26 protein-coding genes are annotated in these 24,918 nt (G+C 68.2%); 9 read left to right on the top strand and 17 right to left on the bottom strand.

All coding sequences use genetic code 11. The annotated features are described in order from the left end of the window. Window positions 1–70: 70 nt before the first annotated feature. Together lgt and LZ009_RS08285 are read right to left on the bottom strand one after the other, a co-directional pair. Window positions 71–910 (bottom strand): prolipoprotein diacylglyceryl transferase, encoded by an 840-nt coding sequence (lgt, locus tag LZ009_RS08280; protein WP_275697433.1) that lies wholly within the window; start codon window positions 908–910, stop codon window positions 71–73. Window positions 911–931: 21 nt separating this feature from the next. Further along, a complete protein-coding gene (locus LZ009_RS08285; RefSeq protein ID WP_275697434.1) occupies window positions 932–1,840 on the bottom strand; it encodes a LysR family transcriptional regulator in 909 nt (302 codons plus the stop codon). Window positions 1,841–1,930: 90 nt separating this feature from the next. Between LZ009_RS08285 and ilvD the strand changes: the two genes are divergently transcribed. Then, window positions 1,931–3,628 (top strand): dihydroxy-acid dehydratase, encoded by a 1,698-nt coding sequence (gene ilvD, locus LZ009_RS08290; RefSeq protein ID WP_275697435.1) that lies wholly within the window; start codon window positions 1,931–1,933, stop codon window positions 3,626–3,628. A 44-nt stretch (window positions 3,629–3,672) separates the two neighbouring features. Here ilvD and LZ009_RS08295 read toward each other — a convergent pair whose 3' ends face one another. Continuing rightward, the gene (locus LZ009_RS08295) at window positions 3,673–3,915 is read right to left on the bottom strand and encodes a TIGR04438 family Trp-rich protein (RefSeq protein ID WP_275697436.1); all 243 of its coding nucleotides are present in this window, start codon (window positions 3,913–3,915) and stop codon (window positions 3,673–3,675) included. Window positions 3,916–4,010: 95 nt separating this feature from the next. Between LZ009_RS08295 and LZ009_RS08300 the strand changes: the two genes are divergently transcribed. Further along, window positions 4,011–4,316: a c-type cytochrome gene (locus LZ009_RS08300; protein ID WP_275697437.1), complete on the top strand. Its 306-nt coding sequence runs from the start codon at window positions 4,011–4,013 to the stop codon at window positions 4,314–4,316. Window positions 4,317–4,370: 54 nt separating this feature from the next. Here the strand turns inward: LZ009_RS08300 and acs are convergent, their stop codons facing one another. Next, window positions 4,371–6,356, bottom strand: a complete 1,986-nt coding sequence (acs, locus tag LZ009_RS08305) for an acetate--CoA ligase (protein WP_275697438.1) — start codon at window positions 6,354–6,356, stop codon at window positions 4,371–4,373. 130 nt (window positions 6,357–6,486) lie between these two features. Between acs and LZ009_RS08310 the strand changes: the two genes are divergently transcribed. Further along, complete coding sequence (locus LZ009_RS08310; RefSeq protein WP_275697439.1) at window positions 6,487–7,095, top strand: YqhA family protein; 609 nt, start codon at window positions 6,487–6,489, stop codon at window positions 7,093–7,095. A gap of 59 nt (window positions 7,096–7,154) precedes the next feature. Next, entirely contained in the window at window positions 7,155–7,820 is a 666-nt protein-coding gene (locus tag LZ009_RS08315; protein ID WP_275697440.1) for a GntR family transcriptional regulator, read from the top strand. On the opposite strand, the gene LZ009_RS08320 is transcribed toward LZ009_RS08315, so the two are convergent. The 6 genes from LZ009_RS08320 to fumC all read right to left on the bottom strand — a co-directional run bounded on the left by LZ009_RS08320 (window position 7,774) and on the right by fumC (window position 15,565). After that, complete coding sequence (locus LZ009_RS08320) at window positions 7,774–8,799, bottom strand: PdxA family dehydrogenase (RefSeq protein WP_275697441.1); 1,026 nt, start codon at window positions 8,797–8,799, stop codon at window positions 7,774–7,776. The two genes, LZ009_RS08315 and LZ009_RS08320, sit on opposite strands and share 47 nt — an antisense overlap. Further along, on the bottom strand, window positions 8,796–10,187 hold the full coding sequence (locus LZ009_RS08325) for an MmgE/PrpD family protein (RefSeq protein ID WP_275697442.1): 1,392 nt from the start codon (window positions 10,185–10,187) through the stop codon (window positions 8,796–8,798). The genes LZ009_RS08320 and LZ009_RS08325 overlap by 4 nt, the downstream gene beginning before the upstream one ends. 19 nt (window positions 10,188–10,206) lie before the next feature. Further along, entirely contained in the window at window positions 10,207–11,271 is a 1,065-nt protein-coding gene (locus LZ009_RS08330; RefSeq protein WP_275697443.1) for an ABC transporter ATP-binding protein, read from the bottom strand. An 8-nt stretch (window positions 11,272–11,279) separates the two neighbouring features. Beyond that, a complete protein-coding gene (locus LZ009_RS08335) occupies window positions 11,280–13,010 on the bottom strand; it encodes an ABC transporter permease (RefSeq protein WP_275697444.1) in 1,731 nt (576 codons plus the stop codon). A 4-nt stretch (window positions 13,011–13,014) separates the two neighbouring features. After that, entirely contained in the window at window positions 13,015–14,058 is a 1,044-nt protein-coding gene (locus LZ009_RS08340; RefSeq protein ID WP_275697445.1) for an ABC transporter substrate-binding protein, read from the bottom strand. A 127-nt stretch (window positions 14,059–14,185) separates the two neighbouring features. Further along, window positions 14,186–15,565: a class II fumarate hydratase gene (gene fumC, locus LZ009_RS08345; protein ID WP_275697446.1), complete on the bottom strand. Its 1,380-nt coding sequence runs from the start codon at window positions 15,563–15,565 to the stop codon at window positions 14,186–14,188. Between the two features lie 66 nt (window positions 15,566–15,631). Between fumC and LZ009_RS08350 the strand changes: the two genes are divergently transcribed. After that, a complete protein-coding gene (locus LZ009_RS08350; RefSeq protein ID WP_275697447.1) occupies window positions 15,632–15,991 on the top strand; it encodes a SpoIIAA family protein in 360 nt (119 codons plus the stop codon). Here LZ009_RS08350 and LZ009_RS08355 read toward each other — a convergent pair. Then, window positions 15,988–16,254 (bottom strand): zinc-ribbon domain-containing protein, encoded by a 267-nt coding sequence (locus LZ009_RS08355; protein ID WP_275697448.1) that lies wholly within the window; start codon window positions 16,252–16,254, stop codon window positions 15,988–15,990. The genes LZ009_RS08350 and LZ009_RS08355 overlap by 4 nt on opposite strands. A 106-nt stretch (window positions 16,255–16,360) precedes the next feature. Beyond that, window positions 16,361–16,909: a hypothetical protein gene (locus LZ009_RS08360; protein ID WP_275697449.1), complete on the bottom strand. Its 549-nt coding sequence runs from the start codon at window positions 16,907–16,909 to the stop codon at window positions 16,361–16,363. Between the two features lie 106 nt (window positions 16,910–17,015). Here LZ009_RS08360 and LZ009_RS08365 point away from each other — a divergent pair, with 106 nt between their 5' ends. Further along, window positions 17,016–17,372: a winged helix-turn-helix domain-containing protein gene (locus tag LZ009_RS08365; protein ID WP_275697450.1), complete on the top strand. Its 357-nt coding sequence runs from the start codon at window positions 17,016–17,018 to the stop codon at window positions 17,370–17,372. On the opposite strand, the gene LZ009_RS08370 is transcribed toward LZ009_RS08365, so the two are convergent. The 5 genes from LZ009_RS08370 to LZ009_RS08390 all read right to left on the bottom strand — a co-directional run bounded on the left by LZ009_RS08370 (window position 17,369) and on the right by LZ009_RS08390 (window position 21,418). Continuing rightward, window positions 17,369–17,926 (bottom strand): putative quinol monooxygenase, encoded by a 558-nt coding sequence (locus LZ009_RS08370; RefSeq protein ID WP_275697451.1) that lies wholly within the window; start codon window positions 17,924–17,926, stop codon window positions 17,369–17,371. The two genes, LZ009_RS08365 and LZ009_RS08370, sit on opposite strands and share 4 nt — an antisense overlap. A gap of 28 nt (window positions 17,927–17,954) precedes the next feature. Further along, window positions 17,955–18,572 (bottom strand): hypothetical protein, encoded by a 618-nt coding sequence (locus LZ009_RS08375; RefSeq protein WP_275697452.1) that lies wholly within the window; start codon window positions 18,570–18,572, stop codon window positions 17,955–17,957. Further along, the gene (locus tag LZ009_RS08380; protein ID WP_275697453.1) at window positions 18,569–19,396 is read right to left on the bottom strand and encodes a hypothetical protein; all 828 of its coding nucleotides are present in this window, start codon (window positions 19,394–19,396) and stop codon (window positions 18,569–18,571) included. Before LZ009_RS08380 ends, LZ009_RS08375 begins: the two co-directional genes overlap by 4 nt. Then, window positions 19,393–20,931, bottom strand: a complete 1,539-nt coding sequence (locus tag LZ009_RS08385; RefSeq protein ID WP_275697454.1) for a cytochrome c3 family protein — start codon at window positions 20,929–20,931, stop codon at window positions 19,393–19,395. Before LZ009_RS08385 ends, LZ009_RS08380 begins: the two co-directional genes overlap by 4 nt. Before the next feature lie 79 nt (window positions 20,932–21,010). Continuing rightward, entirely contained in the window at window positions 21,011–21,418 is a 408-nt protein-coding gene (locus tag LZ009_RS08390) for a hemerythrin domain-containing protein (RefSeq protein ID WP_275697455.1), read from the bottom strand. Window positions 21,419–21,721: 303 nt separating this feature from the next. Between LZ009_RS08390 and LZ009_RS08395 the strand changes: the two genes are divergently transcribed. From LZ009_RS08395 to murI, 3 genes are all read left to right on the top strand, one after another. Next, window positions 21,722–23,275, top strand: a complete 1,554-nt coding sequence (locus LZ009_RS08395) for a fumarate hydratase (RefSeq protein ID WP_275697456.1) — start codon at window positions 21,722–21,724, stop codon at window positions 23,273–23,275. Between the two features lie 114 nt (window positions 23,276–23,389). After that, a complete protein-coding gene (locus LZ009_RS08400; RefSeq protein ID WP_275697457.1) occupies window positions 23,390–24,073 on the top strand; it encodes a hypothetical protein in 684 nt (227 codons plus the stop codon). 83 nt (window positions 24,074–24,156) lie between these two features. Further along, a complete protein-coding gene (murI, locus tag LZ009_RS08405) occupies window positions 24,157–24,915 on the top strand; it encodes a glutamate racemase (protein WP_275697458.1) in 759 nt (252 codons plus the stop codon). Window positions 24,916–24,918 lie beyond the last annotated feature (3 nt).

Here is a 24,918-nt window from a genome sequence, read left to right on the forward strand (position 1 = left end):
TTGTCATTGCGGACTCGATCCGCAAGCCATGGATGCCGGGACGAGCCCGGCATGACAAGGGAGCGCGACGTCAGCGCCGCTGCGCGGCCGGCCCCTGCGCAGGCACGACCCGCGTCTCCGCCCACACCCACAGCAGCACGCCGCCGAGGATCATCGGGATGCACAGCCACTGCCCCATGCTCATGTGCAGCGCCAGCAGTCCGAGGAAGTTGTCGGGCTCGCGGAAGTACTCCGCCGTGAAGCGCGCCGCGCCATAACCCACCAGGAAGACCGCCGCCACCTGGGCTTGCTTGCGTTCCTTGCGCCCGTAAAGCCACAGCACGAGGAACAGCACGATGCCTTCCAGCAGGAACTCGTACAGCTGCGAAGGATGGCGCGGGATCGCGGTTCCGCTTTGCGGGAACACCATCGCCCACGGCAGCTCGGGGTCGGCCGCCCGGCCCCAGAGCTCGCCGTTGATGAAGTTGCCGATGCGCCCCATGCCCAGCCCCAGGGGCACGCAAGGCGCGGCGAAGTCCATCACCTGCCAGAAAGGCTTGTGGCGCGAACGCGCGAACCAGACCTGCGAAGCGATCACGCCCAGCAGGCCGCCATGGAAACTCATGCCGCCTTGCCAGACGAAGAAGATCTGCAGCGGGTTGGCCAGGTAGAAGTCGGGCTTGTAGAACAGGCAGTAGCCCAGGCGGCCGCCGATCACCGTGCCCAGAACGCCGAGGAACAGCATGTCCTCGATGTCCTTGCGGGTCCAGGCGCCGGGCCCCTGGATGGAGCGGAAAGGCTCGTGCTTGAGCCGCAGGTGCGCCAGCAGCATGAACAGGCCGAAGGCGACCAGGTAGGTCAGGCCGTACCAGTGGACGGCGATGGGCCCGAGTTGCAGGGCGACGGGATCGATCTTGGGATGGACCAGCATGGGCGGCTATTGTGGCGCACGTCACGCGACCTGGGCGCGCACGAACGCCACGAAGCGATCGAGCACCGGCGATCCCTTCTCCCACACCAGCGTCGTTTCGCATCCCGGCACGCCGGCGCCCTGCTTGCCGGCGAGCTGCCGGTAGACGACCCCGGTGCGCTGGAACTGCCGGACGCTTTCCGGCACCCAGGCCAGGCCGAGGCCGGCCGAGACCAGGTTGACGATGGTCTGCATCTGGATTGCCTCCTGCGCGATGCGCGGCTCGCGGCCCGCCGCGTGGTACATGCCGAAGATCGCGTCGTGCAGCGAAGGCACGATGCGGCGCGGGAAGATCACCAGCGGCTCCTGCAGCACGGCGGCGACCGGCAGGCGCGCACTGGCCGCGAGCGGATGCGCCTCGGGCAACGCCAGCACCAGCGGCTCGCGCGCGACCGGCAGGTGCTGCAAGGAGGCCGGGGCGAAGCCCGGCGAATGCAGCATGAAGCCCGCATCGATGTCGCCGCGCTCGAGAGCTTGCAGCTGGACGTCGCCGGTGGCCTCGATCAGCTCCAGCGCCACCTGCGGGTGCTCGGCCTGCCAGGCGCGCAGCCACTGCGGCAGCAGCGCGAAGCCCACCGTCGACACGAAGGCGATGCGCAGGCGGCCGATCGTGCCGCCGGCGGCGGCCCTCGCCTGCGCCGGCAGCGCCTGGGCGCGCGCCAGCAGCTCGCGCGCCTGCGGCAGCAGGGCCGCGCCGGCCGCCGTCAGCTCGACGCTGCGCTTGCTGCGCTCGAAGAGGCGCACGGCCAGCAGCCTTTCGAGCTGCGCGATCGCCTGCGTCAGCGGCGGCTGCGTCATGTGCAGGCGGCGCGCCGCGCGGCCGAAGTGCAGTTCCTCGGCCACGGCCACGAACTGGCGCCACAGCCGCAGTTCCGCCAGGGGTTCACTCATATGCCGCGCATATTAATCGGCCCTGGAAAAGGGATTGGAAAGAATCAGGGGCGCGGCGCATACTGCGGCCCTTCCCCGAAGGACCCCGCCATGGACAAGAAGACCATCCCCATCCGCAACCTGCGCAGCGACAACATCACGCAGGGCAAGTCCCGCGCCCCCAACCGCTCCATGTACTACGGCATGGGCTACAAGGAAACCGACTTCGGCAAGCCGATGGTGGGCGTCGCCAACGGCCACAGCACCATCACGCCCTGCAACTCGGGCCTGCAGAAGCTGGCCGACGCCGCGGTGCAAGGCATCGAGGAGGCCGGCGGCAACCCGCAGATCTTCGGCACGCCCACGATTTCCGACGGGATGGCGATGGGCACCGAAGGCATGAAGTACTCGCTGGTGAGCCGCGAGGTCATCGCCGACTGCATCGAGACCTGCGTGCAGGGCCAGTGGATGGACGGCGTGGTCGTGATCGGCGGCTGCGACAAGAACATGCCCGGCGGCCTGATGGGCATGCTGCGCGCCAACGTGCCGGCCATCTACGTCTACGGCGGCACCATCCTGCCGGGCAAGTGGAAGGGCCAGGACCTGAACATCGTCAGCGTGTTCGAGGCCGTGGGCCAGAACGCGGCCGGCAAGATCAGCGACCAGGAACTGAAGGACATCGAGCAGCACGCCATTCCCGGCACCGGCAGCTGCGGGGGCATGTACACCGCCAACACCATGTCGTCGGCCTTCGAGGCGCTGGGCATCTCCCTGCCCTACTCTTCCACCATGGCGAATCCGCACGACGAGAAGCAGAACTCGGCCAAGGAATCGGCCAGGGTGCTGATGGAGGCTATCAAGAAGGACATCAAGCCGCGCGACATCGTCACCCGCAAGTCGCTGGAGAACGCGGTGGCGGTCATCATGGCCACCGGCGGCTCCACCAACGCGGTGCTGCACTTCCTGGCCATCGCGCATGCGGCCGGCGTCGAGTGGACCATCGACGACTTCGAGCGCATCCGCAAGAAGACGCCGGTGATCTGCGACCTGAAGCCCTCGGGCAAGTACCTGGCCGTGGACCTGCATGAAGCCGGCGGCATCCCGCAGGTGATGAAGCTGCTGCTGGACGCCGGCATGCTGCACGGCGACTGCATCACCATCACCGGGCAGACCATCGCGGAAGTGCTGAAGGACGTGCCGGACGCACCGCGCAAGGACCAGGACGTGATCCGTCCCATCGCCGACCCGATGTACGAGCAGGGCCACCTGGCCATCCTGAAGGGCAACCTCTCGCCCGAAGGCGCGGTGGCCAAGATCACCGGCCTGAAGAACCCGGTGATCACCGGCCCGGCGCGCGTGTTCGACGACGAGCAGTCGGCGCTGGAGGCGATCCTCGCCGGGAAGATCGTGGCGGGCGACGTGATGGTGCTGCGCTACCTGGGCCCCAAGGGCGGCCCGGGCATGCCCGAGATGCTGGCGCCGACCGGCGCGCTGATCGGGGCGGGGCTCGGCGAAAGCGTGGGCCTGATCACCGACGGCCGCTTCTCCGGCGGGACCTGGGGCATGGTGGTGGGCCACGTGGCGCCGGAAGCGGCCGCGGGCGGAACGATCGCCTTCGTCAACGAACGCGACTCGATCACCATCGATGCCCACGCGCTGAAGCTGGAACTGAACGTGCCGGCGGCGGAAATCGAGAAGCGCCGCGCGGCCTGGAAGAAGCCCGAGCCGCGCTACACGCGGGGCGTGCAGGCCAAGTTCGCCTTCAATGCCGCCAGCGCCAGCCGCGGCGCGGTGCTCGACGACTTCTAACGCGCGGCGGCGCCGTCATCCCCGCGCAGGCGGGGATCCAGAGGCTACTTCCGCTTCTTCGGCCCGAGGCCCAGCGCCTCGCGGCTCTTGTCGATGCGGGCCTGCTTGCGGACGTTTTCGCGCTCCACGGCCTTCTTCTTGGTGTAGCCGGACATGTCGGCCCAGGTCCACCAGGCCACCGCCAGGCCGAAGGGGGCCAGGACGACCCACCAGTCCCACATGGCGACCGGGCCGATTTCCAGGTATTTCATGGCCAGCAAGATGATGCCGATACCCAACAGATACATGCGTCCTCCAGAATCCTCATGCGACGGACGAGGTCAACGCCGGTCCGTACAATGCCGTTGAAGGACTGTAACCCAACCGAATCGAGGACCCCGATATGAAACGAGCCCTGTTCGCGCTCGCCGCGCTGGCGGCGGTGGCGGCTCCCGCGATGGCCGACCAGGCGTTGGCCACGGCCAAGAACTGCATGGCCTGCCATGCGGTGGACAAGAAGCTGGTCGGCCCCGCCTACAAGGAAGTGGCCGCCAAGTACGCCGGCCAGAAGGACGCCGTCGACAAGCTGGCCGTCAAGATCATCAAGGGCGGCTCCGGCGTCTGGGGCCCGGTGCCCATGCCCGCCAACGCGCAGGTCAACGAAGCCGAAGCCAAGAAGCTGGCCGCCTGGGTGCTGACGCAGAAGTGACGCGTCAACGCGCGTGAAAGGAAAAAGCCCGCTTCGGCGGGCTTTTCCTTTGGGTCAGAGCTTTTCCGCCAACTGCTCCAGGATCGCCGGATTCTCCAGCGTGGTGATGTCCTGCGTGATGGTCTCGCCCTTGGCGATGGACCGCAGCAGCCGGCGCATGATCTTGCCGCTGCGCGTCTTGGGCAGGTTGTCGCCGAAGCGGATGTCCTTGGGCTTGGCGATCGGGCCGATCTCCTTGGCCACCCAGTTGCGCAGTTCGTTGGCGATCTGCTTCGCCTCCTCCCCGGTCGGGCGCGAGCGCTTCAGCACCACGAAGGCGCAGACCGCTTCGCCGGTCAGGTCGTCCGGCCGGCCCACCACCGCGGCCTCGGCCACCAGGTCGGTTTTGGACACCAGCGCCGACTCGATCTCCATCGTGCCCAGGCGGTGGCCCGAGACGTTCAGCACGTCGTCGATGCGGCCCGTGATGCGGAAGTAGGCGTTGTCCGCGTTGCGCACCGCGCCGTCGCCGGCCAGGTAATAGCGGCCGCCCATCTCCTCGGGGAAATAGGCCTTCTTGAAGCGCTCCGGGTCGCCCCAGATGGTGCGGATCATCGAGGGCCAGGGCCGCTTGATCACCAGCATGCCGCCGGAACCGTTGGGCACGTCCTTGCCGGTCTCGTCGACGATCGCCGCCATGATGCCGGGCAGCGGCAGCGTGCAGGAGCCCGGCACCGTGGGCGTCGCGCCCGGCAGCGGGGTGATGACGTGGCCGCCGGTCTCGGTCTGCCAGAAAGTGTCGACGATGGGGCAGCGCTCGCCACCCACGTTCCGGTGGTACCACATCCACGCTTCGGGGTTGATCGGCTCGCCGACGGTGCCCAGGATGCGCAGCGAGGACAGGTCCCAGTTCTTCGGGTGCACCTTCTCGTCGGTCTCGGCCGCCTTGATCAGCGAGCGGATCGCCGTCGGCGCCGTGTAGAACACCGTCACCTTGTGCTTCTCGATCATTTGCCAGAAGCGGCCGGCGTGCGGGAAGGTGGGGATGCCTTCGAAGATCAGTTGCGTCGCGCCGGCGGCGAGGGGCCCGTAGGCCACGTAGGTGTGGCCGGTGATCCAGCCGATGTCGGCGGTGCACCAGAACAGGTCTTCGCTGCGGATGTCGAAGGTCCAGTCCATCGTGAGCTTGGCCCACAGCAGGTAGCCGCCGGTGGAGTGCTGCACGCCCTTGGGCTTGCCGGTGGAGCCGGAGGTGTAGAGGATGAACAGCGGATGCTCCGCGCCCACCGGCACCGGCGCGCATTCCGCGGACTGGCCCTGCAGCGCCTCCTCGAAGGTCTTGTCGCGGCCGGCCACCATCTTGCAAGCGGTCGGCGTGCGCATGTAGACCAGCACCGACTTGATGGTGTCGCAGCCGCCCATGTCCAGCGCTTCGTCGACGATGGACTTCAGGCCCAGCTCCTTGCCGCCGCGCAGCTGGAAGTTGGCGGTGATCACCGCCACCGCGCCGGCGTCGATGATGCGTTCCTGCAGCGACTTGGCCGAGAAACCGCCGAACACCACGCTGTGCGTCGCGCCGATGCGCGCGCAGGCCTGCATGGCCACGACGCCTTCCACGCCCATGGGCATGTAGATGACGACGCGGTCACCCTTCCGGATGCCTTGCGCCTTGAGCGCATTGGCGAAGCGGCTCACCTTCGCCAGCAGCTCCTTGTAGCTCACGCGCGTCACGACGCCGTCGTCGGACTCGAACACGATGGCGGTCTTGTTCTCCACCGGCGTGCCGACGTGCTTGTCGAGGCAGTTGGCACTGGCATTGAGCTCGCCGTCCTCGAACCACTTGTAGAACGGCGCCTTGCTTTCATCGAGCGTCTTCGTGAACGGCTTGCTCCACTTCACGTTCTCGCGCGCGAGCCGGCCCCAGTAGCCCTCGAAGTCCGACTCCGCTTCCCGGCACAGCGCCTCGTACGCCGGCATGCCGGAGATGCGGGCGGCCTTCACGGTGGCCGCCGACGGCGGGAACACGCGGTTTTCGACCAGGACGGACTCGATGGCGCTCATGATTTTGTCTCCGGGGGTGGTTGAATTGCGGTGGACTGTCCGGGTTTCCACTTACGGGCCACTGACTTGCGCGGCGCTTACAGCTCCCCGGGAATCTAACCCCTCCGGGCCCGAATCTACAATCGAAGCGATGCAAGACCCACAAGGCCTCCGCCCCGCCTCGCCGCTGCGCCCGCTGCCCAACCTGATCTTCGCCAGCCGCTGGCTGCAGCTGCCGCTTTACCTCGGACTGATCGCCGCGCAGGCGGTCTACGTCGTCCACTTCCTGCTGGAACTCTGGTACCTCGTGGTCGCGGCCGCGGGCAGCCAGGAGGCGCTGAAGCACCTGGTCACCAGCATCGGCTACCGCAGCACCGCGGAAGTCACCGGGCTGAACGAGACCATCATCATGCTGGTGGTGCTGGCGCTGATCGACGTGGTGATGATCTCCAACCTGCTGATCATGGTGATCGTCGGCGGCTACGAAACCTTCGTCAGCCGGATGAACCTCGAAGGCCACCGCGACCAGCCCGAGTGGCTCAGCCACGTGAACGCCTCGGTGCTGAAGGTGAAGCTCGCAACGGCCATCATCGGCATCTCGTCGATCCACCTGCTCAAGACCTTCATCAACGCGGACAACTATTCCGACCGCGTGCTGATCGCGCAGACGGCGATCCACATCACCTTCCTGCTGTCCGCGATGGCGATCGCCTATACCGACCGCCTGATGACGCCGCAGCCGCACAACGGCGAACACTGAAACTGTCGACAATTTCGAGCGGGTGGTCGACAGAATTTCTATAATTGGCGACATCCGCCATGTCGTCCCTCGCCCCCATTCCCACCGTCGAAGGCCTGCCGCGCAACATCGCGGAGCAGCTCAAGCAGCTGATCTACGCCGGTGAGTTCAAGGCGGGCGACCGCCTGAACGAAGCCGCGCTGGCCACCCGCATGGGCACCAGCCGCGGCCCGATCCGCGAGGCGATCCGCATCCTCACCGGCACCGGGCTGGTGACGCCGGTGGTGAACCGCGGCGTCTTCGTGCGCCAGGTGTCCATCCGCGAGATGCTGGAGATCTACGAGCTGCGTGCGCTGGTGTTCGGTTTCGCGGCCCAGCGCGCGGCGGAAAACATCACCGACGACCACCGGCGCGAGTTCGAGGCCCTGCTGGAAGGCATGGAAGCGGCTTCGCAGTCGGGCGACAGCGGCCGCTACTACGACCTGAACCTGAAGTTCCACGCCCTGATCCTGCAGCTGGCCAACAGCGCGCGGGCGCACCAGCTGTACGACAGCTACGTGAAGGAGCTGCACCTGTACCGGCGGCAGAACTTCAACACGCCCGGCAACATGCGCCGCTCGAACATCGAGCACCGCCGCATCTACGAGGCCATCGCGAAGGGCAACGGCGCGAAGGCGAAGGCCGCGGCGGAGGAGCACATCAACGCGGGGCGGCAGCGGCTGCTGGCGTCGGCGGACGAGAAATAGCCATCCGCGCCGCGATCCGCAGCGCCTGCTCCAGCGCGCCCGTGTCCGCCTTGCCCTGCCCCACGATGTCGAAGGCCGTGCCGTGGGCGGGCGTCGTGTAGACCGTCCGCAGTCCCGCCGTGACCGTCACGCCCTTGTTGAACCCGAGCAGCTTGGTCGCGATCTGGCCCTGGTCGTGGTACATCATGACCACGCCGTCGAACTCGCCCTTCAGCGCCTTCAGGAAGATCACGTCCGACGACACCGGTCCGGTGCAGTGGATGCCCTCGCCGCGCAGGCGGTCCACCGTCGGCCGGATGATGCGGATCTCCTCGTCGCCGAACAGGCCGTTCTCGCCGCAATGCGGGTTCAGCGCCGCCACGCCGATGCGCGGCGCCGCGTGGCCGTTGGCCCGCAAGGTGGTGTCGGCCAGCCGCACGGCCGCGGCGATGCGCTCCGGCGTCACCAGTTCCAGCGCCTGCCGCAGCGCGATGTGCGAAGTGACGCGGAAGGTGGAGAACTGCTGGATCACGTTCATCTCGCCGAAGAAGCCCTCGTGCGCGTTGAACGCCGCGAACATCTGGTGCTCGTCGTGGTACTTCCAGCCGCCCTGGTGCAGCGCCGCCTTGTTCAGCGGCGCGAAGGTGATGCCGGCGAGCTGGCCCGCATGCGCCAGCTGCGTCATGTGCTGCAGGGTCTCGCCGGTCAGCCGACCCGATTCGGGCGACACGGTCCCGCGCTGGATGCGCCCGGGATCGACGTTGCCCAGGTCCACCAGCGGGATCTCGTCGCGCGACCAGTCGATCGCGTCGACGCTGCCATAGGTGCGCCAGGCCGGGGCGACGCCTGCGTCCCGGCAGCCTTGCGCCATCACGCGCGCGTCGCCGATGACCGCGATGCGCGCCACATCGGCCAGCGCGCGGCTGGCGAGCAGCTTCGCGCTGATCTCGGGGCCGATGCCCGTGGCATCGCCCAGCATGAGGCCGATGACGGGTTTCATCGCACCAGCGCGCCCATGAGCGTGGAAATCCGCGGCAGCGACTCCAGCTCGCGCACCATGGAGATGACCTGCTCCGCCTGCGACGACGGGAATTTCGCGAACTCCGCGTTCTCGCGGAACTTGCCGGCGACGTCCTCGTAGGACATCGGCATCGCGGGGCTGCCCTTGCCGAAGTCGGCGCGGCCCTTCACGTGCTTGCCGTTGGCCAGCTCGATGTCGATCAGCGTCGTCATCAGGTGGTAGCCCGCGGCTTCGGCCTCCGCGTCGACCACGAAGTCGACCTTCTCGATCATCTTCTGCACGTCGGGACGCAGCACCACTTCGTCGGTGAACTCGTTGAGGCCGGCGCGTCCTTCCAGCAGCAGGATCGCCATGCAGAACTCCATGGAGAACTTGGCCTGCAGCTCGTTGCGCGGGCGGTGGTGGATCAGCGCATTGGGCATGTTGTGGTTGGTGCCCACGCGCACCTTCACCACGTCCTTCGCCTTGATGTCGTTCTCGCGCAGCAGCCGCAGCATCTCGGTCATGCCGGGGTGCGTGAGCGAGCCGCTCGGGTGCGGCTTGATCGAGATGCCCGGCTCGGCGAATGTCCAGGGCTTGCCCAGCTTGCCGGCGATGGCGTTGGCGTCGTAGCCGCCCCCGGCGGCGCTGAAGAAGCCGCGCGGCGCTTCCAGGATCTTGTCGGTGGCGGTCCAGCCGTAGGAAGCGAACTGCGCCGCCGCCACGCCGCTCTCCGAGGAGCGGCCGGCGTGGAAGGGCTTGGTCATGGTGCCGAAGTTCTCGCGCAGGCCGGCCGACTGGCTGCCGGCGATCGAGAGCGCACGCTGCGTGGTCTCGACGTCGAGGCCCATCAGCCGCGCTGCCGCTGCGGCGGCGGCGAAGGTGCCGCAGGTGGCCGTGGAATGGAAGCCGGTCTGGTAGTGGCGCGGATTGATCGCTTCGGAGATCTTGCATTCCACTTCCACGCCGAGGTGGTAGGCCAGCATCGCCGCGGCGCCGCTCGCGTTGGTCGCTTCGGCCATCGCCAGGGCCGCCGGCAGCGCGGGCGCGGTCGGGTGCGTGAGCAGGCCGTAGACGCGGTCCTTGGCCACCGCGAGCTGCGTGTCGTCGTAGTCGTCGGCGTGGATGCCCACGCCGTTGGCGAAGGCGGCGAAGCGCGGCGCGATCTTCTGGCTCGTGCCGATCACGGTGGCCGGGCCGGCGCCGAGGTGCAGCTCGCCCAGGTGCCGGCGCACCAGTTCGCCGCAATGGCTGGCGCCGCCCGAAAGCGCGAGGCCCAGGCCATCGAGGATGTGCTTCTTGCCGAGGATCACGACCTCGGCGGGCAGGTCCTTGAGCTGCGTGCCCTGGATGAATTCGGCGACGTAGCGGGTCAGGTTGTCGGTCATCAACTTTCCTCCTTCGTGTTCATTGGGCCAATGCGCGGCAGTGCTCGGGCGGCAGGTGCAGCCACACCTGCTCGCCCGCGGGCACGCTGGTGCCGGGCGGCGCGACGGCGCGCACGCTCTGGCCGTCGGGCAGGTCGACCAGGTAGTCGCGGTGCGAACCCAGGTAGATCTGGCGCGCCACCCTGCCCTGCGCGCTGTTGGTCGCGCCCTCGGGCCGCGCGGTGCCCAGGCGCACGTCGTGGTGGCGCACCGAGACCGCCGTCTCGCCGGTCGCCGAGAAGTCACCGCTGGCGCAGCGCAGGACGAGGCCGTTGCCGCAGGCCACGCCGTCCTGGCCGTCCCAGCGGCCCTTGAGAATGTTGGTGCCACCTATGAAGCGCGCGACGAACTCGGTGCGCGGCCGCTGGTAGACGTCTTCCGGCGAGCCGGCCTGCTCGATCACGCCCTGGTTCATCACCACGATCAGGTCGGCGGTCGTCATCGCCTCGGCCTGGTCGTGCGTGACGTACACCGTGGTGTAGCGGTACTTGTCGTGCAGGCGGCGGATCTCGAAGCGCATCTCCTCGCGCAGGTTCGCATCCAGGTTGGAGAGCGGCTCGTCCAGCAGCAGCGTCTCGGGCTCCACCACCAGCGCGCGCGCGAGCGACACGCGCTGCTGCTGGCCGCCGGAAAGCTCGCCCGGATAGCGCTGCGCCAGCTGCGAGAGCTTGGTCGCCGCCAGGATGGTGTCGGCGCGCTGCTGCGCTTCGGCCTTCCCGAGCCCGCGCAGCTTGAGGCCGTAACTGACGTTCTCCATCACCGTCATGTGGGGCCACAGCGCGTAGCTCTGGAAGATCATCGACATGTTTCGGCGCTCGGGCGCCTCGCTGCCGCCGGGCGCGGACACGCGCCGGCCGCCGACGCGGATCTCGCCGCCGTCCGGCTCCGCGAAGCCGGCGATCAGGCGCAGCGTGGTGGTCTTGCCGCAGCCCGAAGGCCCTAGCAGGCAGACCAGCTGGCCCTTGTCGACCGAGAGCGTCACGTCCTTGACGACCGCCTGCGCGCCATAGCGCTTGGTGAGGCCCTGGAGTTCGAGGAATCCCATCAGTTTCCTTAGCGCAGTGCGGGCAGGCGCGGGCCGCCCAGCAGCGGCAGGCGGTTGGCCAGCCAGACGACGAAGAACGAGACGACCAGCAGCATGATCCCGAGCACGGAGATCGCGCCCATGTCGCCGCTTTCGTTGAGGTCGTAGATGATCACGGAGACCAGCTTGGTGTTGGCCGTGGTCAGCAGGATGGTGGCGGAGAGTTCGCGGATGGTGCCGATGAAGACGAAGCACCAGGTCGCGATCACGCTGGAGCGCAGCAGCGGCGCGGTGATCAGCCGCAGCGTCTGCAGGCGCGAAGCGCCGAGGATGCGGCTGGCCTCTTCCAGCTCCGGATGGATGCCGTGGAAGGCCGCGGACATCTGCTGGTAGCCGCCCGGCATCTCGATGGTAAGGAAGGCCACCAGCAGGATCCACAGCGTTCCGTACAGCATCAGCTGCGGGTGCGAATAGGTGAGGAACAGGCCGACGCCCAGCACGATGCCCGGGATGGCCACCGGCGCGGTCGCCAGCAGGCCCAGGATCCACGCGCCGCGCACCGGCGCGCGCGACACCATGTAGGCCGCGAGCAGCGCGATGCCGGTGCCAATCGTCGCGGTCGCGAAGCCGAGCAGGAAGGTGTTGCTCATGGCCAGCCGCGTCGCCGAGAACTCGAAGAACACGAAGTGGAAGTTGTGCAGCGTGAGGCCGGTGCCGGCCCAGCCCGCCACGCCGCTCTTGGTGAGCGCCGTCTTCAGCAGCGCCGCATAAGGCAGCAGCACGGTGAGGGCCAGCACGACGAGCACGAACAGCCAGGCCACCGGCATCCAGGCGCCCAGGTGCAGCACGCGCGGCTCGCCGCTCTTGCCGCCCAGGACGGTGTAGCCCTTGCGGCCCAGGATCCAGGTCTTGCCTTGCAGCAGCAGCACCGTGATCACCAGCAGCGGCAGCGCCGCGGCGGCGGCCAGGCCCGGCTTGGGCGGGAACTGGAACAGGCTCCAGATCTTGGTGGTGATGACGTGGAAGCCGGCGGGCAAGGCCAGGATGGCCGGCGAGCCGAACATGGTCAGGGCCTGCAGGATCGCGATCAGCGAGCCGGCCAGCATGGCGGGCAGCACCAGCGGCAGCGTGATCTTGCGCAAGGTGGTGAAGGGTCGCGCGCCGAGAATGGACGACGCGTCTTCCAGGTCGGAGGGCACGCGATCGAGGCCGTTCGCGACCAGCGTGAACACGTAGGGAAAGGTGTAGCAGGCGATGGCGAACACCAGCCCGCCGAAGCTGTAGATGTTCAGGAGCGGCGGGGCGTACTGCTCCGCGCCCGTCAGCGAACGCCACGCGACGTTGAGCATCCCGCTGTTCGGCGCTGCCAGCAGTTCCCAGGCGATCGCGCCCAGGAAGGGCGGCGTCACGAAGGACGCCAGCACCAGCATGCGCACGGCGCGCCGGCCCGGCAGGTCGGTGCGCGACACCAGCCAGGCGAGCGGCGTGGCGATCGCGCAGGACAGCACGCCCACGCCCAGCGCCATGCCGATCGCCAGCACGAAGGGCTTGCGCAGCGTGGCGTCGTTCAGCAGCGCGGCGAAGTTGCCCAGCGTGAAGTTGCCGTTCTTGTCGGCGACGCTGTACCAGGCCAGCCAGGCCAGGGGCAGCACCACCAGGACGGCCAGCACCGCGGCCAGCGCGACGAACGCCGGCTTGAGCAGGTCGATGCGGAGGCGGGGCTTGGCGAGCGTTGCGGAAGCGGGAAGCGCGACCGTCACGGGCTCAGGTCCCGAAGAATTCTTCGTACTTCTTCTTGATGTTTTCCGGATCCAGCTTCTCGGGATCGGAGTGCAGCAGCTTGATCTGCGACAGCGGCGTGCGGCCGGCCTTTTCCTTCACCTCGGGATGGAAGGAGCGCAGGCCGCCCACGTCGCTATTGAGCTGCTGCGCTTCCCGGGTGAACATGAAGTGGTAGAACAGCTTCGCCCCGTTGGGGTTGGGCGCGTTCTTCAGGACCGCGGCGTTGCCCACCACCAGCGGCGTGCCCTCGGGCGCGTACACCGGTTCGATCGGCACCCCGCTCTCCTTCAGCAGGAACACGTTGTATTCGTTGCCGTCGGCCATCACGGCGCGCTCGCCCGCGGCGAGCTTCTTGGGCGGCTCCGTGGACGACTGCACCTGCATCACCTTCTGCTTGCCCAGGGCTTCGAAGTACTTCCAGCCAAGCGGCGAGGTGCTCAGGGCCTGCGTGCCGGTCATGATCGTGCCGCTGTAGCCCGGGTGCGCCTTGACCATCTTGCCGTTCCACTTGGGATCCAGCAGGTCGGCGTGCGACTTGGGCGCCTGCTCCTTGGGAACCAGCTTGGTGTTGTAGGCGATCACCGAGAGGTGCGCGCGGTAGGCCGCGAACTGGCCGTCCGGGTCCTTTTCGTCCTTGGGCCAGAACTTCGCCACGTCGGTGGGCACGGCGGCCTGCAGCCAGCCCTGCTTCTTGAAGTACAGGAAGTGCACTTCGTCGGAAGTCTCGACGACGTCCGCCGTGTAGATCCTGCTGCCGTATTCCTGGTTGATGCGCTGGAAGATGCGCTCGGCGCCGGAGCGCTCCACCTGCACCTTGATGCCGGGGTACTTGGCCTCGAAGGCGCGGGCCAGCTTCTCGGCGACGGCGACGTCGGTGGCGGAATACCAGACCACCTTGCCTTCCTTCTGCGCGGCCGCGACCAGCTGCGGCGTGGCGTCGTAGGGCGCGGGCGCCTGGGCGAATGCGGGCGCCGCGAGCAGCGCGGCGGCGGCTGCGAGGGCGGCGAGGACGGGCTTGCCTGACATGCTTTGTCTCCTGTGAAAGGAAGCGCGGCTTCGACCGAGCCGCTGCGGGGCATCTTGGGCCCCGCTTTTCAAAGTGTCAACAGTTTCGGCCCTAACGTCGACAAACCGTCCGGCTGGACAAAGGGGTTCAGACCATCCGCTCGGGCCGCACCCACTGGTCGAACTGCTCCCCCGTGAGGTGGCCGGAGGCGACCGCCGCTTCGCGCAGGCTGGTGCCTTCCTTGTGCGCCTTCTTGGCGATGAAGGCGGCCTTGTCGTAGCCGATGTGCGGATTGAGCGCGGTCACCAGCATCAGCGAGCGCTCCACCAGTTCCTCGATGCGCTCGCGGTTCGGTGCTATGCCCACCGCGCAGTGCTCGTTGAAGCTGCGCATGCCGTCGGCCAGCAGGCGCGCGCTTTGCAGGAAGTTGTGCGCGATCATCGGCCGGAACACGTTCAGTTCGAAGTTGCCCGAGGCGCCGCCGAAGTTGATGGCGACGTCGTTGCCGAACACCTGGCAGCACAGCATCGTGAGCGCCTCGCACTGCGTGGGGTTCACCTTGCCCGGCATGATCGACGAGCCGGGCTCGTTCTCGGGGATGGTGATCTCGCCGATGCCGCTGCGCGGGCCGCTCGCCAGCCAGCGCACGTCGTTGGCGATCTTCATCAGGCTGGCGGCCAGCGTCTTCAGCGCGCCGTGTGCGTGCACCAGCGCGTCGGCAGCGGCCATCACCTCGAACTTGTTGGCCGCCGTCACCAGCGGCAGGCCCGTGAGGCGCGCCAGTTCGCCCGCGACCTGTTCCGCATAACCCTTGGGCGCGTTGAGCCCGGTGCCCACCGCGGTGCCGCCCAGCGCCAGTTCGCACAAGTGCGGCAACGCCGCGTGCAGGTGGCGGTCGGCCTGTTCCAGCTGGGCGACGTAGCCGGAGAACTCCTGGCCGAGCGTCAGCGGCGTGGCGTCCTGAAGGTGGGTGCGGCCGATCTTGACGATGTCGCGGAAGTCCGCGGACTTGCGCGCCAGCGTCTCGCGCAGCGCCGCCAGCGAAGGCAGCAGCCGGTTCCTGATGGCGTCGACCGCCGCGATGTGCATGGCGGTGGGGTAGACGTCGTTGGAAGACTGGCTCTTGTTGACGTCGTCGTTGGGATGGACCTTGCGGCCTTCGCCGCGCTGCCCGCCCAGGAGTTCGCTGGCGCGGTTGGCCAGCACCTCGTTGACGTTCATGTTGGTCTGGGTGCCGGAGCCGGTCTGCCAGACCACCAGCGGGAATTCGCCCGCCAGCTTGCCGTCCAGCACTTCGTCGGCCGCGGCGACGATGGCTGCCGCCTTCTGCTGGTCCAGCAATCCGAGCAGGTGGTTGACGACGGCGGAGGCGCGCTTGACCTGGACCAGCGCGCGGATGATCTCGCGCGGCTGCTGCTCGCCCGAGATGTCGAAGTTCTGCAGCGAGCGCTGGGTCTGGGCGCCCCAGAGGCGGTCGGCGGAGACGGCGATGGGGCCGAAAGTGTCGTGTTCGATGCGGGTGGACATGCCCGCACCGTAGCAGTTTTGGGCAGCCCCCGCTGCTCGGCCGCAGGCGCCCGGTATGCTGCGTCCATGAGCATGGAGCACCAGGTGGAGCATCGCCCCGGCTACACCGTGGTGCGGGCCGGCGGCGAACCTTCACTGGGGGAGTTCATTGCCTTCCTGCAGGAAATGGGCGCCACCAGCACCCGCTGGCCCGGCGACAGCGTGCTGTTCGACCTGCGCGGCATCCGCACCCTGACCACCTTCACCGAGCACTACGCCGTGGGCCAGGAGGTGGCGCGCCAGCTGCGCCACCTGCGCCGCGTGGCTTCGCTGGTGGCCGCCGACCGCGTCACGCGGGCAAGCGAAAAGACGGCGCGCCAGGCCGGGATGGACCTGACGGTGTTCACCGATGAAGGCGAGGCGATCGCCTGGCTGGAGCGGCCCTAGCGCAGCCAGTAGCCGCAGGCGGCCAGCAGGATCGCCGACACGGCGCACAGCGCGTAGGTGGCCGAAGCGGGGCGCGACCGCCGCGGCATGCCGGGACCGTCTTCCTCGAGCATCTGCTCGTACTCGATGGGATAGGGCGGCACCTCGCCGAAGCGGCGCACGGGAATCCGCGCGCCGGCGGAGGGCAGCACCGGCGCGCCGCAGATCGGGCAGGATTTGTCGTCGCGCCGCACCTGTGCGCCGCAGCTGTCACACCCAGACATGAATTGGAACTCCCGTTGCACGACCCGCAACCGCTCTGAAAAGAAGAGCTTTGAAATTAACTGGACAGCAGCAGAGCGTCAATCCACCCAAAGGGGTAGGAGGAAATCACGCCGCGCGGCGTGGCGCGAGCGACAGCAGCGCCTTCACGCCGTACAGGACGATGAGCGTTCCGTTCAGGTCGCCGACGAACATCGCGACGAAGCTGCGCAGCAGGTCGGTGTCGCCATGCAGGGCGAAGTAGACGTGGTGCAGCAGCGGACTGGCCACCGAGCAGCCCAGGCAAAGCCACAGCAGCCGGCGCGGCGTGAGGTTGGCGAGCGAGACGTCGAGGCCCCACGCATGCCGGCCGGCGCAGTACACGAGGTAGGGGGCGGCCGTGGCGATCAGGCCGCCCCAGAACGGCCGCTCGAACTGGCCCGGAAAGAAATACAGGAAGCTGGCCGCCCAGGACACGAGCAACAAGCCCACCACCCCGGCCTCGCCGAACAGCAGCGGGCAGAGCAGCCGCATCCCGGCGGGCAGGTAGACCCAGTTGATTCCCGGCACGAACTCCAGGCTGGCGAACAGCCAAGCGTTCAGCACCAGCAGCGCGGCAAACATCGCCATGGTGATGAACACGTAGGCGAGTTGCAGCCGGAAGGACGCCAGGGTCATGAAGTAACGCTTAAGATTGCACTGCTTTGTGGAGCGGTACGGGTGGCCGCGTTCTAGCACAGCAGTAGCTCCGGGAGAATCGGCGGGAAGGATGAAAATGACGGGCATGAAATCCAAGGCTAGTCCCGACGTCTACCTGCGCTTCCTGCAGCTGGCTGAAGCCATCCGTGGCCTACCCAGCCTGCCCCCGCTCGATCCCCTCGAAGAACGCATCCTGTCCTGGGTGGCGCGCGCCGCCCAGCGCGAGGAGCGCCTGTCGGTGCGCGACATGATGGCCAGGGAAGAGTTCGGCGCCCCGGCCACCATCCACGGCCGGCTCAAGTCCATGCGCGAAAAGGGCTGGATCACCCTGGCCGACACCGAAGACGCCCGGCGCAAGCAGGTGGCCCTGACGCGCGACGCAGTCAAGCATTTCGAGCGCCTGTCCAAGTGCATGGTGCAGGCGGCGAAGGGCGCGGCCTAGCTTCCGAGACGCGCTGCCAGCACCTGCAGCAGGTCCATGTCGGGCACGCCGTCGAGCAGCGCCAGGGCCTGCTCGGTCAGCGCGCGCGGCACCGGCCCGGTGAGATGCGTGAAGCGCTGCGCGTCGTCCGGGAACACGGCGAACAAGGCGTAGCCGCCGCCGGCCAGCCGGAGTGCGTACCAGGCGGCGGTGCCGGCCTCCTGCTCCACCACGTCGCAGGCGGAACGCAGGAAGCGCTCGAGCTCCGATTGCCGGCCTTCCCGGGCCGAGAATTTCAGCAGCAGTCCCCGGGTGATGGGGGCTGGGGCGGGCAGCTTGGGCAGCTTGTGCGCGAGCACCGCCAGCGTCTCGCTGCGCGCTTCGCTGGCGAGCAGCTCCGTGCCGGGGCTCGTGACGGCTGAGGGAAAGGCGAATACTCCGTATTCCGAACGCCCGAACTGCACCGCAAAGCAACTGCCCGCGGCGGCATCCAGCGCCGACACGAGAAAGGTTTCGAGTTCGTGGTCGCGGCCCTTGGCGGCTTCGAACCTCACCAGCAGTCCTTGCTTGCGCATGGACCGAGGCTACGCGGTTTCCGGCAACTCAGGCTGCGTACACGTAGACGAAGTACAGGTGCAGCACCGCGCCGGCCGCCACCATGCACGACACGCTGATGTGCACCGCCAGCAGCGCGACCGACGCCTTGCGCGCCGCGCGCGTGCCGAGCACGGTCCGCAGCGCGCCGGCCGCCACGGCCAGCGCCATGCCGTGGAAGACGCACAGCAGGAAGCCGCCGGGCGCCTGCCCGGCATGCGAGCCGAGCAGCAACAGCAGCACGGGCCCGCTCGCCTGGTGCAATGCAGTCAGCGCGCGCGCCCGCCGTTCCATGCCCGGCAAGCGGCGCAGCCAGCCGAGCGCCAGCGCGAAGGCCAGCAGCGCGCACATCGTGTAGCCCGTGAGCTGCTTGAAAAGCCCCGTGCCCTGGACGGGATGCAGGCGCAGGGCCTGCGGGAAGAAGAGCAGCGCCACCTCGAGCGCCAGCACCAGCAGCAGGCCGCACCAGGCCAGGCGCGCACTGGGGGTGGCGCGCTGGCGCGCTCGCGCCGCCTGCCGGGGCCGCGCAGCGGCGCGAGCGCGCGGACGCGCAGCGGGCCTGGCCGCCGGCGGCGGCAGCGTGAGCCCCTGCAAGGGCATGGCGGCGGAAGGCGAGAACGCGCTCATGGTTCGACGGCGGCCAGCAGGCCGTTCAAGGTGCGGGCCGAGTTCTGCGCTTCCACGGCCTTGCGGAAGGTCTCCAGGTCCGGCAGGAAGAAGCCGTCGCGCGGCCACTTGTCGCCGACGGCGGGCCGCGCCTCGGCCGGGAAACGCGCCACCTTCTGCAGGTAGGAACCGTAGGCCTCGACCGCCGATCCGCGCAGCTGGCGCACCATGCGCAGCATCGTTTCGGACGGCATCTGCTTGCCGGCATACGACCAGGTGGTCGCGCCCATCGGCTCGTTGAGCACCCAGTCCTTCTTCGGCGTGTCCGGATGCTGGTTGTGGCAGGTCACGCATGCCTGCGACGAGGCGCGGTCGGGGAACATCGCGGTGGTGCGCCCGAGCGCGGCATCGAAGAAGACCTTGGGCCGCAGCGTCTTCTTCACCTCCTGGTAGTGCGCCGCCTGTTCGCCCTTGAACAGGTTCTCCTTCACCAGCGGAAAGTCGGAGCCGAGGAACAGGCCGATGTCGGGCGCTTGCATCTGCAGCCGGTTGGAGGTTTCGCGCAGCAGCAGCGCCGGCAGCGGGCCGGCGGCGACGCCGTCCTTCTTCCAGTCCTCCTTGAAGGCCAGCCCCTGCTTGCTGCCCTCGCCGACGATCTCGCGGGTGTAGAGCGAGCGGATGGCGGCGTTCTCGGCGTCCAGCAGCGCCAGCACGGTTTCGGCCCGCACCATCTTGCCGCCGGCGGCGCCGTCGGGCAGCTCCGGCGGCGCCGACACGAACAGGTAGATCGCCAGCAGCACGAACACCGCGCCGCCCACCAGCGTGGACTTGCCGGGCCGCATCATCCGGGCCTCCCCGGCTTCGCCTTGACGACCGGATCGCCGAAGGGCGAAGGCCCGCCTTGCAGGTACTTGTTCAGCACTTCGAGCGTCGCGCCGTCCTGCAGCCGCAGCGGCGCGTTCCATTTGTGGTTGCCGTGGTAGTCGTGGCATTGCAGGCAGGTGGTCCACTGCTTGTTGCGCACGAGGAAGTCGTGCGTGGGCGAAGTGCGGTCGTCCTTCACCTTCATGTCCTGGTGGCAGCTCACGCAGTAGCCGGTGCTGGGCGCCGTCACGCGCACGGCCGAATGCTCGCGGTGGCAGCTGGCGCATTGCTGCGCGCCGGTTTCCGCGCGCGCCTGCGCGAAGCGCGGCTCGAGGAAGCGGTTGGGCGCGTGGCGATCATCCGAATTCGCATGGCACTGGATGCAGGTGGCCGACGTCACCGGCTGCATGCCGAGCACGGCGCTCGTCTGGCGCAGGCCGACCGCATGCTTGACCTTGGCCTGGAACGCCTGCCGCGTGGAGGCGGGCGACTCGACGTGGCAGGACATGCATTTCAGGTCCGCATGGCCGACGTTCGGGTGGCCATGCGGCCGCGCCTGCTCGAGCCCGGGCCACAGCAGCAGCAAAGGAACCAGCGCGAGCGCGGCGCCCACCGCCCACGCCTTGAAGCGCGAGCTGTGCGCCTGCGCCTGGCTGCCCAGCGCGAACAGCTCGACGTGGATGCGGCCCGCGGGGATGCCGGCGCGCTTGAGCGTGCGGTGCACCAGTTCGACGTAGCCCGCCGGCCCGCAGATGTAGAACTGCGCGTCGCGGTACTGCCCGGCCAGGATGCGGATCTTGGCCTGCGTGATCGGCCCGCGCGTCGTGGTTTCGCGCAGCGTGAAGGTGAAGCCGGGCCGGTCGTTCCTGCGCGCTTCGAACTCCGGCAGGAACGCGGCGTCGTCGGCATCGTTGGCGCTGTAGTGCAGGTGCATGGCGGCCTGCGGCGGCAGCGCATTGACCATGGCCATGGCCGGCGTGATGCCCACGCCGGCGGCAAAGAACATGTCGATGCGCTTGCCACCCGAGCCGAGCGCCGGTCCACCAGGCACCGAGACTTCGATCCGGCGCGCGCCGGCCTCGGCATCGAGCAGCCAAGGCGTCATCTCCCCGCCCGGCGTGCGCCGGATGCCGAGCGTGATCCTGCCGGCCCCCAGGTCCTGGGCGACCACGGTGTAGGTGCGTTCGACGACGCCCTGCCCCGTGTCGGCGCGCAGGACGACGTGCTGGCCGGGCAGCGCGCGCGGATAGGCCGCGTCGCCCGCCAGCGTGATGTCGACGCGGAAGATCAGCCGGTCCTGGCCGGCGAGATCGCGCGAGCGGGTGATGGGACGCGCCACCGCGGTGGCCGCGAACCAGGCCACCTGGCCCAGCGCCTCGCGCAGCGCCGGCAGGCAGCTGCCGCATTGCACGCCGCAGCCGAGGGCGGCCCCCAGCGATTCGACGCTGGCGCCCGGGTCGCCGGCGACGGCTTCCTCGATCTCGGCAAAGCTCACGCCCGCGCACTGGCAAGCCACGCCCCGCCTGGAACAGGCCGGGGTGGGTGTCGTGGGGGCTGCGGCCGGCGGTTTCACGGCAGCGGGGAATGCCCGGACGTCAGGACGTGCGGTCGGCCAGCGGGTAGAGCTCGGTGTTCTCGCGCTGGATGCGCTTGGTGAGCGCCGCGAACACGGCCTGGGTCTCGCTGGCGAAACCGGCCGGGTCCTTGCGGATCGCCGAAACCTGCCACTTGTCGTTGTACGTCCCGAACACCTTGCCGAGGCCGCCCATCTCGTCCATGAACTTCTTGGCCATGCCCTTGGCGTCGGCATCCTTGCGCTCCATGAGCCGCGGATACAGGGCCTGGTCTTCCATGGCGAGGTGGAAGTTGAGCTTGCCCGCCAGGTTGCTCAGCAGCTTGCGCAGCACGGCGGCGTCCGCCTCGCCCTTGAGTTCGGTGCTCATGTCCTTGGCGATGACCAGGATTTCGTTGTGCTGGGTCCGGAATTTGTCGGTAAAGCTCATGCTGGCCTCCCTCGGTGAAGTGGAAACCAACTGTAACCAGTGGATACAAATAGCCCGATCTAGGGTTTCTACTGAGGGAATTCGCTTAACCGTGATGGATTCGGCAGGGCGGCCGGAAATCGTGCGCATGGCGGCAGGCGGCGTTGCTCTTGTTGTTCGCCTGCCGGCAATCGACCTTCGCGATGCGCGCCTCCTGCTTGGCGCCCTGGTTGGCCTTGCGGCCGTCCGGGCGCTGCTGCGACTGCTCGGTAGCGAACGCGGTCGCCCACGGTGCTCGGCAGCGCTCTGGGATAATCGAAGACCATGACGACCTTGATCAAAGCAGCCGACCTGATCGAATCCATCGCCGCGGCGCTGCAGTACATCTCCTACTACCACCCCGCCGACTACATCGCCCACCTCGCCCGCGCCTACGAGCGCGAGCAGAGCCCGGCGGCCAAGGACGCCATCGCGCAGATCCTGACCAACAGCAAGATGAGCGCGACCGGCCACCGGCCGATCTGCCAGGACACCGGCATCGTCAACGTCTTCCTGAAAATCGGCATGGACTGCAAGCTGGAAGGCTTCAGCGGCAGCCTGGAAGACGCGGTCAATGAAGGCGTGCGCCGCGCCTACCTGCACCCCGACAACACCCTGCGCGCCTCGGTCGTGGCCGACCCGCACTTCGCCCGCAAGAACACCAACGACAACGCGCCGGCGGTGGTCAACGTCGAACTGGTCCCCGGCAACAGGGTCGACGTGACCGTCGCGGCCAAGGGCGGCGGCAGCGAGAACAAGAGCAAGATGATGATGCTCAACCCCAGCGACTCCATCGTCGACTGGGTGCTCAAGACCGTGCCCACCATGGGCGCCGGCTGGTGTCCTCCGGGCATGCTGGGCATCGGCATCGGCGGCACCGCGGAGAAGTCCGTGCTGCTGGCCAAGGAAGCGCTGATGGAAGACATCGACATGTACGAGCTGCAGGCCAAGGCCGGCCGCGGCGAGAAGCTGTCGCAGGTCGAGGAGATGCGCCTGGAGCTGTACGAGAAGGTCAACGCCCTCGGCATCGGCGCGCAGGGCCTGGGCGGCCTCACCACCGTGCTGGACATCAAGATCAAGATGTTCCCCTGCCACGCCGCCGGCAAGCCGGTCGCGATGATTCCCAACTGCGCGGCGACGCGCCACGCGCACTTCACCATGGACGGTTCCGGCCCGGTCTACCTCGATCCGCCGAGCCTGGACCTGTGGCCGCAGGTGGCCTGGCAGGCCGACACGCAGAAGAGCAAGCGCGTCGACCTGAACACGCTGACCAAGGAAGAAATCGCAACCTGGAAGGCCGGCCAGACGCTGCTGCTGAACGGCAAGATGCTCACCGGCCGCGACGCGGCGCACAAGCGCATCCAGGACATGCTGGCCAAGGGCGAGAAGCTGCCGGTGGACTTCACCAACCGCGTCATCTACTACGTCGGCCCGGTCGACCCGGTGCGCGACGAGGTGGTGGGCCCGGCCGGCCCGACGACGTCGACCCGCATGGACAAGTTCACCGACATGATGCTGGCGAAGACCGGCCTGATCGGCATGATCGGCAAGTCCGAGCGCGGCCCGGAAGCCATCGCTTCCATCAAGCAGCACAAGGCGGCGTACCTGATGGCCGTGGGCGGCGCGGCCTACCTGGTCTCGAAGGCGATCAAGCAGTCCAGGGTGCTCGGCTTCGCCGACCTGGGCATGGAAGCGATCTACGAATTCGACGTGGTCGACATGCCGGTGACGGTGGCGGTGGACTCGCACGGTACGAGCGTGCACACCACCGGCCCCGCCGAGTGGTCCAAGCGCATCGCGACCGGCGAATTCAAGAAGATTCCGGTCGCGGCGGCCTGAACCTGATGGGGGAGAGGCCGGGGTCTATCCCTTGGCCGCAGCGAAGGGCGGGAGTAGAGTCGATTCCCCGGATGGTTCGAGGAGAACGCCATGGGTGGTGCCATTCCAGGGCCCTTGTGCAACCTTCACAAGAGGCCGAAGTTCCTGGACGACGGAACGATGTGCCGCTGCGAGTCGCCCCTGCCCGGCCCCACCGGAACCGAACTGTCGATGTGGGACCACCCCACCTGGGGAAAGTCGGCGCCCAGCTACCTGGGCAACGAACGATGGTTCGAGCAGCGGTACCCCGACCTCCTGGAGCATGCGCGCACGGTCTTCGTCGAAGCGGTCAACGACTGGGTCGACAGGAACTGGGGCGAGAAGCAGTACGACGAGGTGAGCCCGCGGATCCGCGTCATCGGGAAGAACATCTACAACAGCGATGACGAGGCAACCCGCAACAAGGCCCTCCTGAAGGCCCTGGCCTCGCCGAAGCGCTTCCTGTTCGACAACGCCTTCGAAGCTTGCGGGGACGTCCGCCAGTCGAAGTGGGAGGCCGACAAGGTCCTGGGCCAATTCGCCATCGACATCGTGACGCCGGTGACGATCAACTACTCGCAGCAGATGGTCCGGATCGAGCCGGTCCATTCGTTCGCGTGGAGCACGGAGATGTACGTGGACGACACCATGGGCTTGCAGCCGAACGACCCGATCGTGACGGGGATCCTCGCGCAGCCCTTGCTCGACAATGTACCGAGTCGCCGGGTGAAGCGCGCCAAGTGGCAGATCGGCGGCAGCGGCGTGAAAAAGGACTCCTGAGGCCGGCGGGGCGAAATTTCCTGTCGCATCGGCCTGAACTTGTCTGGCGCCGGACCAGCCGCCGAACGCTCTACAGTGCGGGGATGGATCAGGATCGTCCCATCGGAGTGTTCGACAGCGGCGTCGGCGGCCTGAGCGTGCTGCGCGCGCTGCGCGCCGAGCTGCCCGCCGAAGACTTCGTCTACTTCTCCGACGCCGGTCACGCCCCTTACGGCGAGAAGGGCGAACAGTTCGTGTCGGACCGCTCGCTGTCCATCGCGGTCGACCTGCTGGAGCGGCATCGCATCAAGGGCCTGGTGATCGCCTGCAACACGGCGACGGCCGCGGCGGTGCACCTGCTGCGCGCGCGGCACAACCAGTTGCCGGTGGTCGGCGTCGAACCCGCACTCACGCCCGCCGCGGCCCTGACGAAGACCGGCAAGGTGGCAGTGCTCGCCACGCGCGGCACGCTGGGCAGCGCGAAGTTCCAGGCCTTGCGGGATTCGCTGCGCGACCAGGCGGAGTTCGTGCTGGTGCCTTGCGACGGGCTGGCGGCAGCCATCGAGGCCGACGACCAGGAACAGATCGCTTCGCTGTGCCGGAAGTACACGCGCGATCTCGAAGGGGTCGACACGCTGGTACTGGGGTGCACGCACTATCCCTTTGCGGCGCAGGTGTTCCGTCAGCTGCTGGGGCCCGGGGTGCAGCTGGTGGAGACGGGCGAGCCGGTGGCGCGGCAGACGCGGCGGCTGCTGGAGGCGCAGGGCCTGTTGAAGCCGGAAGGCAGCGGCGCCGTGCACTGGCAGACGACGGGCTCGCAGGAGGCCTTGCGGGCCGCGGCTTCGCGCTGGCTGGGACTCTGATCG

The sequence above is a fragment of the Ramlibacter paludis genome (genome assembly GCF_022012305.1).
In the GTDB taxonomy this organism is placed as follows: domain Bacteria; phylum Pseudomonadota; class Gammaproteobacteria; order Burkholderiales; family Burkholderiaceae_C; genus Ramlibacter; species Ramlibacter paludis.